We start from the raw sequence: 15,035 nt of genomic DNA, 5'->3' as shown, positions 1-15,035 counted from the left end.
CACGGCGCGTCTATCTTTGTCTATCTTTGTCTATCTTTGTCTATCTTTAAAGGCTCTCTACAAAAAACAGGAGTTAGGAAAACAGTGGAGTACAGTCGGAAAACCCAAGAAGAACCTGTCCAAAATCTTTCGTTTCGGGAGTTTTCATGGCCCTTTTGGCCCGTTGTCCCCATTTATCCCTACGGTCAACGGCGAACCCTCCGCACGGAAGTTGTTCCCAATACTATTTGGACATTTGAACAGGTACAGGGAATTCTGTATGTGGTGGTTCCCATTCGGATGACGGTGGTGAAACTTGACCAGGGGGGTTTGTTGGTTTATGCTCCCGTTGCTCCGACCCCAGAATGCCTCTGTTTAATGAGGGAATTAATCATAGAACATGGGGATATAAAATATATTATTCTGCCCACAATTTCAGGAATTGAACATAAGGTTTTTGTTGGCCCCTTTGCGCGAAAATTTCCCCAAGCTCAAGTTTTTGTCGCCCCCGGACAGTGGAGTTTTCCGATTAATTTACCTCTAAGTTGGTTAGGTTTACCGTTAAAACGAACTCATATTCTACCTTTAGATAGCCAAAAAACACCCTTTTCCGATGAATTTGACTATCGTATTTTAGGGCCGTTAGCATTAGGAGTTGGGCGGTTTGCAGAAGTAGCTTTTTTCCATAAACGTTCCCATACCCTATTAGTAACTGATACCATTGTTTCCATCCCTGATACTCCTCCAGCGATTGTACAACTCGACCCTTATCCGTTACTCTTTCATGCAAAAGATGATACTTTTCATAAAGTAGAAAATAATGAAATCACCCGTCGCCGAGGATGGCAAAGAATCTCGTTATTTTCCTTTTATTTTCGTCCGAGTGTATTAGATACGGTAGAATTGGGGGATGCGTTTCGAGAATCTTGGCAAGCACCCGACCGTTCTAAAAAAGCTTATTTTGGGATTTATCCGTTTAAATGGAAACCGAATTGGCAACAATCTTTTGACGCATTAAGAGCAAATGGACGGTTATTTGTCGCCCCCATTTTACAAACTTTAATTTTAAATCGCGCTCCCGAAGAAACATTAACTTGGGCAAATCAAGTCTGTCAATGGGATTTTAACCGAATTATTCCTTGTCATTTTGATTCTCCTATTCTGGCAACACCGAAGCAATTTCGACAGGCGTTTAGTTTTTTAGAAAAAAATGATAATAACAATTTATTGCCTCAAGAAGATTTTGAATTATTATTAGAAATTGATGATCTATTAAATAAATTTAAGATTACACCACCATCTAAGCCTAAAGTTTAAAGTTGTGAGTAAAGCTAAAGGGTCAAACTTAGGTGATGTATTTTTACTAATAGTCCTGATTATTTAATAGTTTTCTGTGACTTCCCTAAACGATAAGCGGTTAAAGAACTTTTGCGAATATCCGTTTCTAACTGTGAGATTAGTTCATCTAAATCTAAAAGATTTGTATCAATCCGTTTGCATAAATCTCGCATTTTAGTAGCAGAATGCAATCTGACTTCAGCATTAGGAATTTTAGGTTGATTCATCATAGTAAGTTCCAATTTATTTTAACTTCTTGAATACTAGCTTACATAGCTTCAGCATTAGCCTCAGCTTTTGCCACCAGAATACCGGAGGCGGAGCCATCCCTAATGGTGTCCCAAGGCAGAGCCTTGGAACAAGGGAATGGGAGGACTTTTTTGGCAGGTTTGGACTAAAACCTCTGTTATTTGATGCAGTTATGGATTTAAAATGAATCTATAACCTGTAATAGGTAGCACCATGACTGAACCCTCTCAACAGCAGGCTATCCAGAATCTGCAACGTCAATTCGCCAGTCCAGACGTTCAACAACGACTTGCAGCCCTTTCAGACTGTCTGAAATTTGATCAAGGCTTGGATTTACTCGCAAAACAAGCATTAACTGACCCTTCAGAAGCCGTTAAACAATCAGCTTTCTGGGTAATCTATGGTGATAATCCTTATTTAACTGAAAATGTTAATTTGCGATCGCCTAATATTATACTTCAAGATACAATTTCTTGTGTAGCAATTAGTTCAGAACATAAAATTATCGTCGGTGGCGGTTGGAAAACCATCAGAATTTGGAATTTAGAGACAGGAAAATTAGTTGATACAATTAACGCCCATTCCCATTGGGTTTTATCCGTTGCGATTAGTTCCAATGGTCAATATTTAGTTAGTAGTAGTATTGACAAAACTGTTAAGTTATGGAGTTTAAAAACTAAAACTCTTTTGCATACTTTTACAGGTCATACAAGCTGGGTTAATGTTGTTAAAATTACCCCAGATAATCAAACCTTAATTAGTGGAAGTTCAGATAAAACCATTAAAATCTGGAATTTAGAAAAGAAACAACTTGTCCATACTTTTAATGATCATACCGGATGGATTTCTTGTTTAGCAATCAGTTCTGATAGTCAAGTTTTAATTAGTGGAAGCACCGATAAAACGATAAAAGTATGGGATTTGACCAAAAAACAATTATTAAGAACTCTTGAAGGACATTCAGATTGGATTCAAAATGTCGCCATTAGTTCTGATGATCGATCTTTAGTTACAGGGAGTCGAGATGGAACTCTTAAAATTTGGCAAAAAGATCCCAAAACTCAAGGTAAAAATGAAAATTTTAATATTCCTTTTGTAACCGATGTTTTGAGTTTCTTTTTTGGAAAGAGTAATAATGAATCTCAATCTCAATTCCCCGTCAATACTTTAAAATGTGTTAAGACTATTACGGGAAAATTTCAAACCCTGACGGATTTTGATATTACTCCTAATGGTAATATTCAAGTGATAGGAACCCATAATGGAATTATTTATATTCAAAGCCCTAATCAATACCCCAATCAATCTCGTAAAATTACAGGTCATGCTGGATTTATTGGTTCTATTGCTGTTAGTTCTAATGGCAAATTATTTGTTAGTGGAAGTCGGGATTGGATCAAACTTTTGGATTTGCAAATAGGAAAAGTTTTAGAGGTTTTAGAAGGTGAGTCTCCTAAACTCAGATCGTTAACAATTAATCCTTCAAAAATAACGTTATATTGTGGTGACTATCAAGAGTTTACTATTCAAGGCTTTGATCAATATAATAAACCGATTAAAATTGAAAACATAACTTGGACTGCTACAGGGGGAGAGGTCGAAGATGGACTATTCCAAGCCGGAAATACATCAAATTCTAACTTTACAGTTCAAGCTAAAGTTAACACGGTTAGTTGTCAAGCGTCAGTTACAATTCGTGAACGACCTAAACTAACATCATTAACCATTAATCCTACAACAACAACTTTATATTGTGGTAAATCTCAACAATTTAAAGTTGAAGGTTTTGATCAATATAATCAACCCATTAAACTTGATCAAATTAATTGGACTGCTACAGGAGGAACCATTAAAAACGGATTATTTACGGCTGGAAATTTATCAGCTTCTAACTTTACAGTTCAAGCGAAAGTTAACACCGTTAGTTGTCAAGCGTCAGTTACAATTCGTGAAAAACCTAAACTAACATTCTTAAAAATTAATCCTCCAGCAAAGAATTTATATTGTGGTGACTATCAAGAGTTTACTCTTCAAGGCTTTGATCAATATAATAAACCGATTGAAATTGAAAACATAACTTGGACTGCTACAGGAGGAGAGGTCGAAGATGGACTATTCCAAGCCGGAAATATATCAGGTTATAACTTTAAAATTCAAGCTAAAGTTAACACGATTAGTTGTCAATCGTCAGTTACAATTCGTGAACGACCTAAACTAAAATCGTTAACAATTAATCCTTCAATCACAACTTTATATTGTGGTGATACTCAACAATTTAGTGCGGAAGGATTTGATCAATATAATCAACCTTTTTCCATTGGAAAAGTTACTTGGACGGCTGATAATATACAACTTCCTAATGATGGAATATTTGTTGCGGGTCACTTTGAAACAACAGTGACTATTACCGCAACAGTTGAAACCATTAGTCAATCTGTCCAAATTGAAGTTATTGAACTTCCCAGATTAACTTCTTTAAAAATATCTCCATCATTGATAGAAATGTATCCTGGTCAAAGCCATCAATTTACAGTTGAGGGTTTCGATCAAAGAGGAAATCCTATTTCAATTGAAAGAGTCAATTGGACTGCTACAGGAGGCAAAATTAAGGACAATGGAAATTATACCGTTGGGAATAATAGTAAAGGACAATTCACTGTTACCGCTTCAATACCCGGTCAAACAATTAGCGCAACAGCTAAAATTATTGTTCCTTCTATTTTAACTGATCTGATTATTTCACCGCAGACTATTTCTGCTGAACCGAATGAACCGATCACGTTTCAAGTCATGGGTTTAGATCAGATTGGAAATTGGATGTGGGTGAATAATATTGAATGGAAATGTACCGCCGGAGGTCGAATTAACCCAGAGGGAATTTTTAAAGGAGGTTATGAAAAAGATCTAGTTACTGTAACCGCCAAAGTAGGGTTACTTCAAGTTAGTGCAACTGTTCATATATTACCTGTTTTAAGACGAATTCAGATTAATCCTAATCGGAATATTTCTCTTAAACCTAATGAAAGTATAACTTTTAATGTCGTTGGGTTTGATCAATATGGAAATGAGATTGAAACCGGAAATATTGTTTGGGAAGAAAAAGGGGGAAGAATTGATCAGAATGGGAAATTTACAGCCAAGAATAACGATAAAGGCTCATATCAAGTAAAAGCTAAAGTTTCTCCATTATCTCCGTATGATATTCGCTCAAAAATATTAGCCTTTGGCATTTATACAAAATTAATATCTCGGAGTATTTACTGGGCAGAACGGTTATTTTCTCTGAGTGGTAACATTCAAAGTGTATTATTGTCTAATGCTGCGGAAACAGAGATTGAAGAGGAATCTGAAACAACTAATAATATCTCCACTACTTCTGAGCAAAATTCGTCTTCAGAACTCTTTAATTTTGAAATGGCTGTGCAAGCTTGGTTGATTAAACAAGCGATTAAAAGAACTATTCGTTTATTAGATTGGGTGGGGAACTCTTGTATTAATTTGGCTCAAATTAGTGATTCTGTTAATATCCAGGTTGTTCCTGTTTTAAGGAAGTTAAGAATTAATCCAGAACAAGTTGAAATTAAATCTGATCAACATTTTCAATTTAAAGTTATTGGATTTGATCAACAGGGAGATTTTATCGAACCTAATTATATTGAATGGGATGCAACAGGGGGAACAATTAATCAGAATGGTGATTTTGTTCCTTCAGCATCCTCTAATGGAAGTTATGAAATTTATGCTACAGCTATCTCAGAGAATATTAGCGATTTAGCTGAAATTAAAATTGTTCGGGTGACTCAAAAGCCAGATGTTTATATTCCACTACCAGATTTTAGTGATAGAAATTCGGGTCAACCCTCTGTCATAGTTAAAGTGATTAAAACGGTCGGTGAAACAATAGGTGAAACAATAGAAGATGTTAGAGAAATATTGGATAATTCCAAAAATAATCCTAACCCCGAACAAACATCACGTCCAACACTGAGTCCAACACCACGTCCAACACCACGTCCGACCCCAAGTCCGACTCCAAGCCCAACTCCAACACCGAGTCCGACTCCGACTCCAACTCCAACTCCAACTCCAACTCCAAGTCCATCGGTGGCAGGATTTAAGATTGAGTGTATTGAATCGAACACTGATGCACACCGGACTCAGTACGGAAAATTCGTCTTAGAGCCTTTAGAACAGGGTCAAGGGAGGACAGTTGGTAATGCTCTTAGACGGGTTTTACTCTCAAACTTAGAAGGAACGGCGATTACATCAGCACGGTTTGCGAATGTTAATCATGAGTTTGCGACGATTACAGGTGTTAGGGAAGACGTTTTGGAAATTCTGCTGAACCTAAAAGAAGTTGTTCTCAAAAGCTATACCCACCAAAAACAAATCGGCCGTTTACTGGTTCAAGGCCCAGCGACGGTAACGGCAGGTCATTTTGATTTGCCTTCAGAGGTTGAGGTCGTAGACAAAAACCAATATATCGCTACCCTAGCTCCTGGGGCAATCTTGGAAATGGAATTCCAAGTTGAGAAGGGAACCGGATATCGAGCCGTTGAGCGGAGCCGGGATGAGGCAACGGCTGTAGATTTTCTGCAAATTGATGCGGTGTTTATGCCTGTGCGAAGAGTCAATTATACCGTTGAGGAAGCGCGGGTTGGTGGGAATGAAGAAAAAGATCGCCTGATTCTGGAAATTTGGACAAATGGGAGTTTGTCACCCCAAGAAGCTTTGAGCCAAGCTGCGACAATTTTATTAGATTTGTTTATACCGTTAAAAGATATCACCCTGGAATCGATTAAAAGCGATCAGAATGATGATATCGATCCAATGAGTCAAATCCCAATTGAAGAATTACAGTTATCCATTCGGGCTTACAACTGTCTCAAACGCGCTCAAATTAACTCAGTAGCAGACTTACGAGATTATACTCAAGAAGACCTCGTAGAAATTAAAAACTTTGGTCAGAAGTCTACGGAAGAAGTCATCGAGGCGTTACAAAAACGCTTAGGGATTACATTGCCTCAAGAACGAGCCTCTAAGTCAGCTACGTCAAAAAATATCACCCCGGAATCGATTAAAAGCGATCAAAATGATGATATCGATCCAACCAGTCAAATCCCGATTGAAGAATTACAGTTATCAGTTCGGTCTTACAACTGCCTCAAACGTGCTCAAATCAACTCAGTAAGGGACTTACTAGATTATACTCAAGAAGGCCTCTTAAAAATTAAACACCTTGGTCAGCAGTCTACTGAAGAAGTCATCGAGGCGTTACAAAAACGCTTAGGGATTACATTACCTAAAGAACGAGCCTCTGACTATTAATGAATTGACAAGCCAACATCTACCAATTAATTGTTTTAATATGATTGTATTTGCGATCGCCCATTTTTATATTAATATCAATTATTGAGCGCGATCGCACTCCAAAAGAAATTGCCGAAAATATGCTATAATTAAATTCAGTAACGAGGCAAACTTTATGAAATTGACTGCGACACAGCACAAGTATATAGAACTGAATGAAAACGACGTTCCCTACATTGCTGGAACAACGATGAAAGTAATTGAATTAGTTTCCGGTCATCTGGCTTTTGGCTGGAGTCCCGAAGAAATTAAATTTCAACATCCCTATTTAAGCATGAGTCAAATTTATTCTACCTTAGCTTACTATTGGGATAATAAAGAAGAATTAGATGCTGATATACAGCGAAGATTTGAGAATGTTGAAACGTTACGTCAACAAGCAGGTGAATCGGCTTTAGTTAAAAAACTTCGCACCCAGGGACTCATTAAATGACCCTAGCCCTTTACATGGATGAACACATTCGTCGAGCAATTACTAACGGTTTAAAATTGCGCGGTATAGACGTTCTCACAGTACAAGAAGATGGACGAACTGGCACGCCTGACCCAATTTTACTTGATCGCGCCACAGAACTTGATCGCGTTATCTTTACCCAAGATGATGATTTTTTAGTAATAGCTAACCGTCGCCAGCAAGAGGGGCTAAAGTTTAGTGGGGTTATTTACGCACATCAACAGTCTGTCACCGTTGGAGAATGTGTGAGGGACTTAGAAATAATTGCCAAAGCAAGTGAACCAGAAGATTTAGTGAACCAAGTTCAATACTTACCTTTTTAACAATAAAGAGTAAGATATAGCAGTTATGATTTTATGACTTAAAGCAGTGCGAGCGTTCTCTCTCGCTACACCCCAACATCTATCAATTAATTGTTTTAATATTATTGTATTTGCGATCGCGGATTATCAGAATTTGCTAGAGTTAAGCTAGTGCTTTGTACTGGAGCAGCAAAATTATGATCCAAGTAATGATTAGCCCACAGTCCTTACTGGAAACAGGCATTAAAGTTGAGAAGGTTGATAGCCTTCGACTCTTCAAATTTACCGACGAGTTACAATCTAACCTCGAAGATTTGCTAGAAAAAAACAAGACAGGTTCACTAACCCTAGAAGAAGAGGCAGAACTCAACGCCATCGGGGAACTTGACCGTATCTTTACCTACCTCAATTCCCTCTTAGTTGCCGAGCAATGACTATTAATGAATTGACAAGGCAACTCGTGCGGAAACGTGCAGGCTACCTGTGCGAATATTGTCACTCTCCTGAGAAAATCAGCACCTCTCGTTTCACCATCGATCACATCCAGCCGCGCTCTCTAGGTGGCTCTGACAATTCTGATAACCTGGCTTTAGCTTGTAGCCGTTGTAACCAGCGTCGTTATAACTTCATTGTGGGTCGGGATGTGGAAACCTCAGCAATTCTGCCTTTATTTAATCCCCGTCAACAGCACTGGCCTGACCACTTCATCTGGAATGCTGAGGGTACGGAGATTGTCGGCACAACTCCCATCGGTCGAGCCACTTGTGAGCGTCTTGACCTCAACGACGAACGCTATAGAGGAGAACGTTCTATCCAAGAAGCCCGGACGCTATGGGCTCAGGCTGGCTGGCATCCTCCCTCAGAAGATCCCCGGCAGCTTGAGTAAGCAGATTTGTTGTATTTGCGATCGCTCTTATTTAAAACAGTAAAATGACTTGAAAATTTATCAAATTTATGATAAAATAAATTATACTATTTTTAAATACAGAGGCAATTTCTTTATGAGAAATAATTTTGAAAAATTAAAGAATATTTTTGGTCTGTTATTGAACCAAATTTACCTAAATTAAAAACTCAGATCGAAAAGATTTTACGACCTATATAAAATTAACAATATTTTTTGTATTAATATTAATATGTCTAAACACTATCCAAGAAATATGATCGGTTATGGTCGCCATACCCCCGATCCAAAATGGCCGAATCAAGCCCGAATTGCTGTACAATTTGTGATTAATTATGAAGAAGGCGGCGAGAATTGTATTCTACACGGAGATCAAGCTTCAGAAGCTTTTTTATCAGAAATTATTGGGGCTGAACCCTTTCAAGGATTGCGCCATTTGAACATGGAATCTATCTATGAATATGGCAGTAGATCCGGATTTTGGCGACTGTATCGGCTGTTTACCCAACGTCATATCCCCCTGACCGTTTATGGGGTGGCAATGGCTTTAGAACGCAACCGAGAAGTTGTTGCAGCGATGTTAGAAGCAAACTGGGAAATTGCTAGTCATGGGTATCGCTGGATTGATTATAAATATTTTAATGAAGAAATGGAACGGGAACATTTACAAAAAGCGATCGCCATTCATACCGAAGTTACGGGAACTCGACCCCTCGGTTGGTATACTGGACGCACCAGTTCCCATACCCGTAAATTAGTTGTAGAAGAAGGCGGATTTTTGTATGATGCTGATAGTTATGCCGATGATTTACCTTATTGGGTTTATGACTATGGAAAACCCCATTTAGTCATTCCTTATACCCTGGATAATAATGATATGCGGTTTGCTACAAATCAAGGCTTTAACAGTGGGGAACAATTTTTTACCTATTTAAAAGATGCCTTTGATTTGTTATATGCTGAAGGAGAAACCGCACCTAAAATGATGAGTATTGGATTACATTGTCGTTTAGTGGGTAGACCTGGACGGGCAGCAGCATTAGCTCGCTTTTTAGATTATATTCAAAATCATGACCGGGTTTGGATCTGTCGTCGGATTGATATTGCTCAACATTGGCATGAGTATCATAAACCTATCGCCGGAAACAACGCTTAAGGATTTATTAACTTTAACCCCTAAATTAATATGGCAAACACAACGGTTACTTTGAATAATAATACCTTTCAGTTGTTATTAGGAACAGAAGAAAGTGATACAATATTAGGAGATGCAGGAGATGACTTAATTTTAGGACTTTCCGGTAATGATTTTCTATCGGGAAATTTAGGAAATGATTGGTTAAATGGAAATTTGGGTAATGATGCGGTTGTGGGAAATGAAGGCAATGATAGCCTTTATGGCGGACAAAATAATGATGTTTTAGATGGTCGGAGTGGCGATGATTTGTTATATGGAAATTTGGATAATGATGACCTCACGGGAGATATCGGAACTGATACTTTATTTGGCGGTCAAGGAACCGATATTCTGCGGGGAAATGATGGAGATGACTGGTTATATGGAGATAAAGGAGATGATACCTTAATTGGAGGAACAGGACGCGATCGCTTTATCCTCGCCAACAATTTAGGGAGTGATACGATTAATGATTTTACCAAAGGTGAAGATTTGATTGGGTTAATGGGAGGATTAACTTTTGCACAATTAACTTTAGTTTCTGATCCGAATAATACCCTAATTCGGGTCACTAACACTAACCAACTTTTAGCAACCTTAATTAATGTTTCTGCTAATAGTCTCAGCAGTAACGATTTTCAAATTCTCCCTTAAATAAAATAGCTCTAATCTATAGCAGTTGCACCGGGTCGCTAGGACATTAATGATTGCTTTGATCCTCATTCCAGCAAAGACACACCATTGCTTGTCTCTAGTGACTCCTGCTCTCCAATATAAAGTTTAGTTAAAAGTTTTAGCAAAATATGAAGCTCTCGGACTTTTACAATCTCTCTGTTGTTTAAGTCCCGTAAGGGTTTAGACACTTTAACCATCTAATTCTTGTCCCCTAGGGCTTTTATAGAAACTTGGTACAATGCAACCAGCGAATTAAATTAGTTTTGGAATTCTGAACCCTTTAATTTCTATGACAACTGCAACAGCATATCCTAACGCCCCTGATATCTCCACTGATGATTATGTCGTCATTGGTTTAGCAACCTGTTTTATTAAAGAAGATGGGGAAGTTCATCAAGTTCAAGTCGTTGAACCCATTCCCTCAGCGGCTTTGGAAGCTATTTTGAAAGGAGTTCCTACATCCTATTCAATTGCTTATGCTGTAACATTGGGTTCTATTTTAAGTAATGGAGAAGCTAAAATTCCCGCAGAATTGGGAACAGATGCCCATTTTTGTGAAAATTTTAACGATCGCGCGATCGCTGCAACTCGCACCTATAAAAATCGCCCTCAAGCTAAACTTCATATTCCTTTAGGAGCAAATTTTAAAGAATTTAATTACTCCTTAGAACGGAAACGGGTGTTAAATTCTGAGCGTATTATTCGCACTGAAGATAATGTAAAACAACACGCTTATACTCACCAAGTTCTTTAGTTTGTTGAGATTTAAGTTAGGGTGATATCCTTTAACACTAGCCAAGGGTAAAGGATATCACCTCAATCTTTAATTATTTTGATTGTCCTGTTGTTGACTCTGTTGTAACGCTTGAATTTGTTCAACCGTTAACTCTGTTGTTTGAGAAATTTGTTCTAAACTCATCCCCATTCTCAGTAATAAAATCGCAACTTGTCGTAGTGCTTCAGCCCGACCTTCGGTAAGCCCTTCAGCCCGACCTTCGGTAAGCCCTTCAGCCCGACCTTCAGCCCGACCTTGTTCTTTACCTTGTCGTAAAATTTCTTGATACATGGTTGATTCTTGCATAATATCACTCCTAATAATCCGTTGAATGACATTGGTTTCTAACACTAATCCGGCGAGAATTGAAGATGCGGCGATCAGATTACTTTGAACGCGCCGATCTGCAATTTGTTCAGCAATTTGAGAGACTTGAGTTAATACCTGGGCGGGATCATTAGTTTGACTTAATACCGCAAAGGGTAATAACCCAGAAACTCTCAAAAATTCCTCTGTAGGCTGTTCCCAGAGACGAATGATTTCAAATTCATGGGAGGTTTTTTCGAGTCTAAAGGTATTTTGTTGAACTAAGGGGGAGTTAGTTCGTTGTAAATAAATCACCACCTGACGCATCACCTTTTGGGGAAACCGTCGATAGACCCTTACTCGATAATCTAACATCCGAAAGGGCATTATGGCATCCGGTTGAGTTTGAAATTCCGTATGCAATACTAACTCATCGGATTGTAGTAAAATTAAGGAATCTGCCCGAATCGGTTCTAAGGATAAATCCGTTGGACTCAGTTGGGTTAACTGTATGGGAGAACCCAATAACCAACTGGCTAAATCCTCAGAAAAATTCTCCGCGATAAATTTGCAGATATTATCAAACACCCTTCCCTTCCCTCATCTTGATAATTTAATGATAAACTTTTTAAGGAAGTTATAAATCTTAAAAAAGGATAAACATCAATGTTAAAACTCTATGGTGGTGCTCGTAGTCGGGCTTCAATTGTGCAATGGTATTTGGAAGAAATCGGGGTTCCCTACGAATTTATTCTATTAGATATGCAAGCCGGAGAACATCTGCAACCGGAATTCATGGCGATCAATCCCATTGGTAAAGTTCCCGCCATTGTTGAGGACGATTTTAAACTGTGGGAGTCGGGAGCAATTTTATTATATTTAGCCGAAAAACACGGTAAACTGCCTCATTCTCCCGAAGAAAGAGCCGAAATTTATCAATGGGTATTATTTGGAAATGCAACTTTAGGAACGGGAATTTTTATAGAAGCAAATCGGGAAAAAGAAATGCCCCGTTTACTCAATCCTTTGAATGAAATTCTGTCGAAACAACCCTTTTTAATGGGGAATGAATTGAATGTCGCCGATATTGCAGTGGGTTCGATTTTGGCTTATATTCCGATTATGTTGAAGTTGGATTTAAGCCCCTATCCGGCTGTTTTAGAATACATTAAATGGTTAACGGAAAGACCTGCATTTCAAAAAACCATTGGTAGCAGGAAGTAATATTTACCTAAGATGGCTATCAACGTTGAGTTAGAAAGACGGGGAAGTTAAACCCTCGATTGAGTAAACCTCCGCAATTTTCCAGCTTAACGCTGATAGCTTAAACTGTTTTTTTTATTTGAATCCCACAGAGGCTTGCCAAACAAAAGCCAACAACAGGAAAAAGACGGGGATAACAGGCAGAATGTCAACGACAGGGCTAAAAATGGAGTAAGCTTCGGGTAGCTTTGCTAAAAGCAGTGCTGCTTCCATGAATTAATATACCTCTCTAAAAATTATGTGGGCGAATTTTAAGGTATTTTACCATGCTCGGTGATGGCAACTTACGAATTTTATAGAGTAGGGGGGGAGAGGAGAGCAGGGGGAGCAGGGGAGAGGGGGACAAGGGGACAAGGGGAAGATTGCTTTTAACTGTCAATTTTGGCAATTGAAACGTGAAATTCCATCTGGGAGGTGGCACCAATTCCTCGAAATGTCCCTTTAATGGGGGCGGCGTGGCGGGGAATGGCTGTGGCGACTAAGGGAATATGGCGATCGCTAATGGCTAATCCTTGAGTCGGATCATAGCCTCGCCATCCCGCACCGGGTAAATAAACTTCAGCCCAAGCGTGTAAATCCCGTTTTTCTCGGTTTAAATTCCCTTCTTGATACCCACTAACAAAACGAGTCGCTAAATTCATCATCCGACACGCTTCCATAAACACAACGGTTAAATCTCGACAGGAACCAAACTGTTGTGTCCAAGTGATCCCAGGTGGTAAGGGACGACCTTTGGGGCGAATAATATGTTGACAAGCCTCATGAATTTTTTGATTTAATTCACTTAAAAAAGTGAGGGTTTGTCCTTGGGTTTTATGCCAAATTTCTTGAGCAAGTTGGGTAATAATAGGATCAGGAAGTTGTTGTAAATAGGGTTGTAAATGACTCAATATAGGAGCCGGATAATCTACAATAGGCAACTCCAGTGCCCAAGGTTCTAATAAATAATGAAAGGGGTTAGTACAGTGGGTTTCCACTTGGGAGTTAACCTTAATTTTTAATTCTTGAGTGGGTTGAGAAAACCAAATCTTAATGACATTATTTCCATCTAATTCCAAGCAATGTGATATCCCTTGAGGTTGAGGAAAAATGTCTACAGAAAATTCTTGTACCGTTTGAAACGCATCAGAACGAGGGCGTAACTGAATCAGATGGGGATCTAAAGTAACAGGTTGACTGTAAGTGTAATGGGTAAGGTGAGTAATATTATAGATCATGAACTCGCTTGAGTTTGACTCAATATCAGGGGACTTGCAACCGGTTTAAGCGCAAAAAAGGCTTCAAAAATTCGTTCGCCGACGCGATTCATTCGATCTTGTAAATCATCTAAAAATTCATGAATTCCCTCTTGCATAATTTCTTCAATTGTGATATAATCAAGCTCAGAACGTAGCCTTCCTAACTCTCGTTCTGCGGGGTTTTGCCAAGTGCCAGGGCTAGTTCCTGTAATACATTGTAGCGATCGCTCTGCCTGTAATAAACAATATTCAATTGATCGCGGAAATTCTCGATCTAAAATCAGAAATTCCACAACCCTAGACGGTGTAATCCGGTGTTGTTTGCGTTTGCGATACATTTCATAAGCACTGGCAGATTTTAACAAAGAAATCCACTGAATTTCATCAATGGTTGTTCCGACATCATTAACTGAAGGTAATAAAATATAATACTTCACATCCAAAATTCGAGAGGTTTTATCCGCCCGTTCTAATAGTCTACCCATATTGCCAAAATGCCAGCCTTCATTATGAGACATGGTAGCATCCATAACCCCTGCAAATTGATGTCCGCGCATTTTAACTTGATAGAAGAAATCCGAGAGTTGATAGTAACTTTCTCCCATCGCCGCATCTCGAACCATCAGATAAAATTCGTTAACTTGTTCCCACATTTCTGAGGAGATAATTTCCCGAACAGAACGAGCATTTTCACGAGCCGCCCGTAAACAAGATAAAATAGAATTCGGGTAATTACTATCAAAAGTTAAAAATCGGATGACATTTTCTTCTGTCGCTTCTCCATAGCGTTCTTTAAACAGTTCTAAATCCCCCGTTGTCACAACAATCGGTTTCCACTGTTGTTGAACACCAGAGGGAGAATCTAATAACAAATTTTGATTCACATCAATAAAACGAGCAATATTTTCCGCCCGTTCTACATAACGATTTAACCAATAAATAGAATCTGCAACACGGCTTAACATATTTAAAATTCTTGACGGTTGACGGTTGACGGTTGACTGT

The 15,035-nt window shown here is 38.6% G+C and carries 15 protein-coding genes and 2 pseudogenes; 12 read left to right on the top strand and 5 right to left on the bottom strand.

The genetic code is table 11. The features are described from left to right. Nucleotides 1-84 precede the first annotated feature (84 nt). On the top strand, nucleotides 85-1,296 hold the full coding sequence (locus NMK36_RS09655; RefSeq protein WP_254173619.1) for a DUF4336 domain-containing protein: 1,212 nt from the start codon (nucleotides 85-87) through the stop codon (nucleotides 1,294-1,296). Nucleotides 1,297-1,355: 59 nt separating this feature from the next. Here NMK36_RS09655 and NMK36_RS09650 read toward each other — a convergent pair whose 3' ends face one another. Continuing rightward, entirely contained in the window at nucleotides 1,356-1,547 is a 192-nt protein-coding gene (locus tag NMK36_RS09650; protein WP_072722227.1) for a hypothetical protein, read from the bottom strand. A gap of 232 nt (nucleotides 1,548-1,779) precedes the next feature. Here NMK36_RS09650 and NMK36_RS09645 point away from each other — a divergent pair. The 10 genes and pseudogenes from NMK36_RS09645 to NMK36_RS09600 form a co-directional block, all read left to right on the top strand. Beyond that, nucleotides 1,780-2,946, top strand: a pseudogene (locus tag NMK36_RS09645) (WD40 repeat domain-containing protein); the annotation flags it as partial. A 2,724-nt stretch (nucleotides 2,947-5,670) separates the two neighbouring features. Further along, nucleotides 5,671-6,612 (top strand): annotated as a pseudogene (locus NMK36_RS09640) (DNA-directed RNA polymerase subunit alpha); the annotation flags it as partial. Next, nucleotides 6,586-6,894: a DNA-directed RNA polymerase subunit alpha C-terminal domain-containing protein gene (locus tag NMK36_RS09635; protein ID WP_254175173.1), complete on the top strand. Its 309-nt coding sequence runs from the start codon at nucleotides 6,586-6,588 to the stop codon at nucleotides 6,892-6,894. The pseudogene NMK36_RS09640 and the gene NMK36_RS09635, both read left to right, overlap by 27 nt. 157 nt (nucleotides 6,895-7,051) lie before the next feature. Continuing rightward, on the top strand, nucleotides 7,052-7,369 hold the full coding sequence (locus NMK36_RS09630) for a DUF433 domain-containing protein (RefSeq protein ID WP_254173618.1): 318 nt from the start codon (nucleotides 7,052-7,054) through the stop codon (nucleotides 7,367-7,369). Next, the gene (locus NMK36_RS09625; RefSeq protein WP_254173617.1) at nucleotides 7,366-7,713 is read left to right on the top strand and encodes a DUF5615 family PIN-like protein; all 348 of its coding nucleotides are present in this window, start codon (nucleotides 7,366-7,368) and stop codon (nucleotides 7,711-7,713) included. Before NMK36_RS09630 ends, NMK36_RS09625 begins: the two co-directional genes overlap by 4 nt. Nucleotides 7,714-7,889: 176 nt before the next feature. Further along, nucleotides 7,890-8,126 carry a hypothetical protein gene (locus tag NMK36_RS09620; RefSeq protein WP_072722229.1) on the top strand — a complete coding sequence of 79 codons (237 nt, stop codon included), beginning with the start codon at nucleotides 7,890-7,892 and terminating at the stop codon, nucleotides 8,124-8,126. Between the two features lie 26 nt (nucleotides 8,127-8,152). Then, on the top strand, nucleotides 8,153-8,578 hold the full coding sequence (locus NMK36_RS09615) for an HNH endonuclease (protein ID WP_245824372.1): 426 nt from the start codon (nucleotides 8,153-8,155) through the stop codon (nucleotides 8,576-8,578). 250 nt (nucleotides 8,579-8,828) lie between these two features. Further along, nucleotides 8,829-9,752, top strand: coding sequence for an allantoinase PuuE (puuE, locus tag NMK36_RS09610; RefSeq protein ID WP_072722231.1), 924 nt, complete (start codon nucleotides 8,829-8,831; stop codon nucleotides 9,750-9,752). Nucleotides 9,753-9,782: 30 nt separating this feature from the next. After that, nucleotides 9,783-10,427, top strand: a complete 645-nt coding sequence (locus tag NMK36_RS09605) for a calcium-binding protein (RefSeq protein ID WP_072722232.1) — start codon at nucleotides 9,783-9,785, stop codon at nucleotides 10,425-10,427. Between the two features lie 310 nt (nucleotides 10,428-10,737). Then, complete coding sequence (locus NMK36_RS09600) at nucleotides 10,738-11,202, top strand: hypothetical protein (protein ID WP_072722233.1); 465 nt, start codon at nucleotides 10,738-10,740, stop codon at nucleotides 11,200-11,202. Between the two features lie 69 nt (nucleotides 11,203-11,271). Here NMK36_RS09600 and NMK36_RS09595 read toward each other — a convergent pair whose 3' ends face one another. Beyond that, entirely contained in the window at nucleotides 11,272-12,117 is an 846-nt protein-coding gene (locus NMK36_RS09595; RefSeq protein ID WP_254173616.1) for an Rpn family recombination-promoting nuclease/putative transposase, read from the bottom strand. 78 nt (nucleotides 12,118-12,195) lie between these two features. On the opposite strand from NMK36_RS09595, the gene NMK36_RS09590 reads away from it, so the two are divergent. Beyond that, nucleotides 12,196-12,753, top strand: coding sequence for a glutathione S-transferase family protein (locus tag NMK36_RS09590; protein WP_254173615.1), 558 nt, complete (start codon nucleotides 12,196-12,198; stop codon nucleotides 12,751-12,753). 114 nt (nucleotides 12,754-12,867) lie between these two features. Here NMK36_RS09590 and NMK36_RS09585 read toward each other — a convergent pair whose 3' ends face one another. From NMK36_RS09585 to NMK36_RS09575, 3 genes are all read right to left on the bottom strand, one after another. Further along, nucleotides 12,868-13,005 (bottom strand): photosystem II reaction center protein K, encoded by a 138-nt coding sequence (locus NMK36_RS09585; RefSeq protein WP_072722235.1) that lies wholly within the window; start codon nucleotides 13,003-13,005, stop codon nucleotides 12,868-12,870. A 155-nt stretch (nucleotides 13,006-13,160) separates the two neighbouring features. Next, complete coding sequence (locus tag NMK36_RS09580; protein WP_254173614.1) at nucleotides 13,161-14,009, bottom strand: transglutaminase family protein; 849 nt, start codon at nucleotides 14,007-14,009, stop codon at nucleotides 13,161-13,163. Continuing rightward, nucleotides 14,006-14,995, bottom strand: a complete 990-nt coding sequence (locus NMK36_RS09575) for an alpha-E domain-containing protein (protein WP_072722237.1) — start codon at nucleotides 14,993-14,995, stop codon at nucleotides 14,006-14,008. The genes NMK36_RS09580 and NMK36_RS09575 overlap by 4 nt, the downstream gene beginning before the upstream one ends. Between the last annotated feature and the right edge of the window lie 40 nt (nucleotides 14,996-15,035).

The organism is Planktothrix pseudagardhii, assembly GCF_904830925.1.
Classification (GTDB): domain Bacteria; phylum Cyanobacteriota; class Cyanobacteriia; order Cyanobacteriales; family Microcoleaceae; genus Planktothrix; species Planktothrix tepida.
Note: the sequence above shows the minus strand (reverse complement) of the source record. Positions and strands in the feature narration are given on the sequence as shown.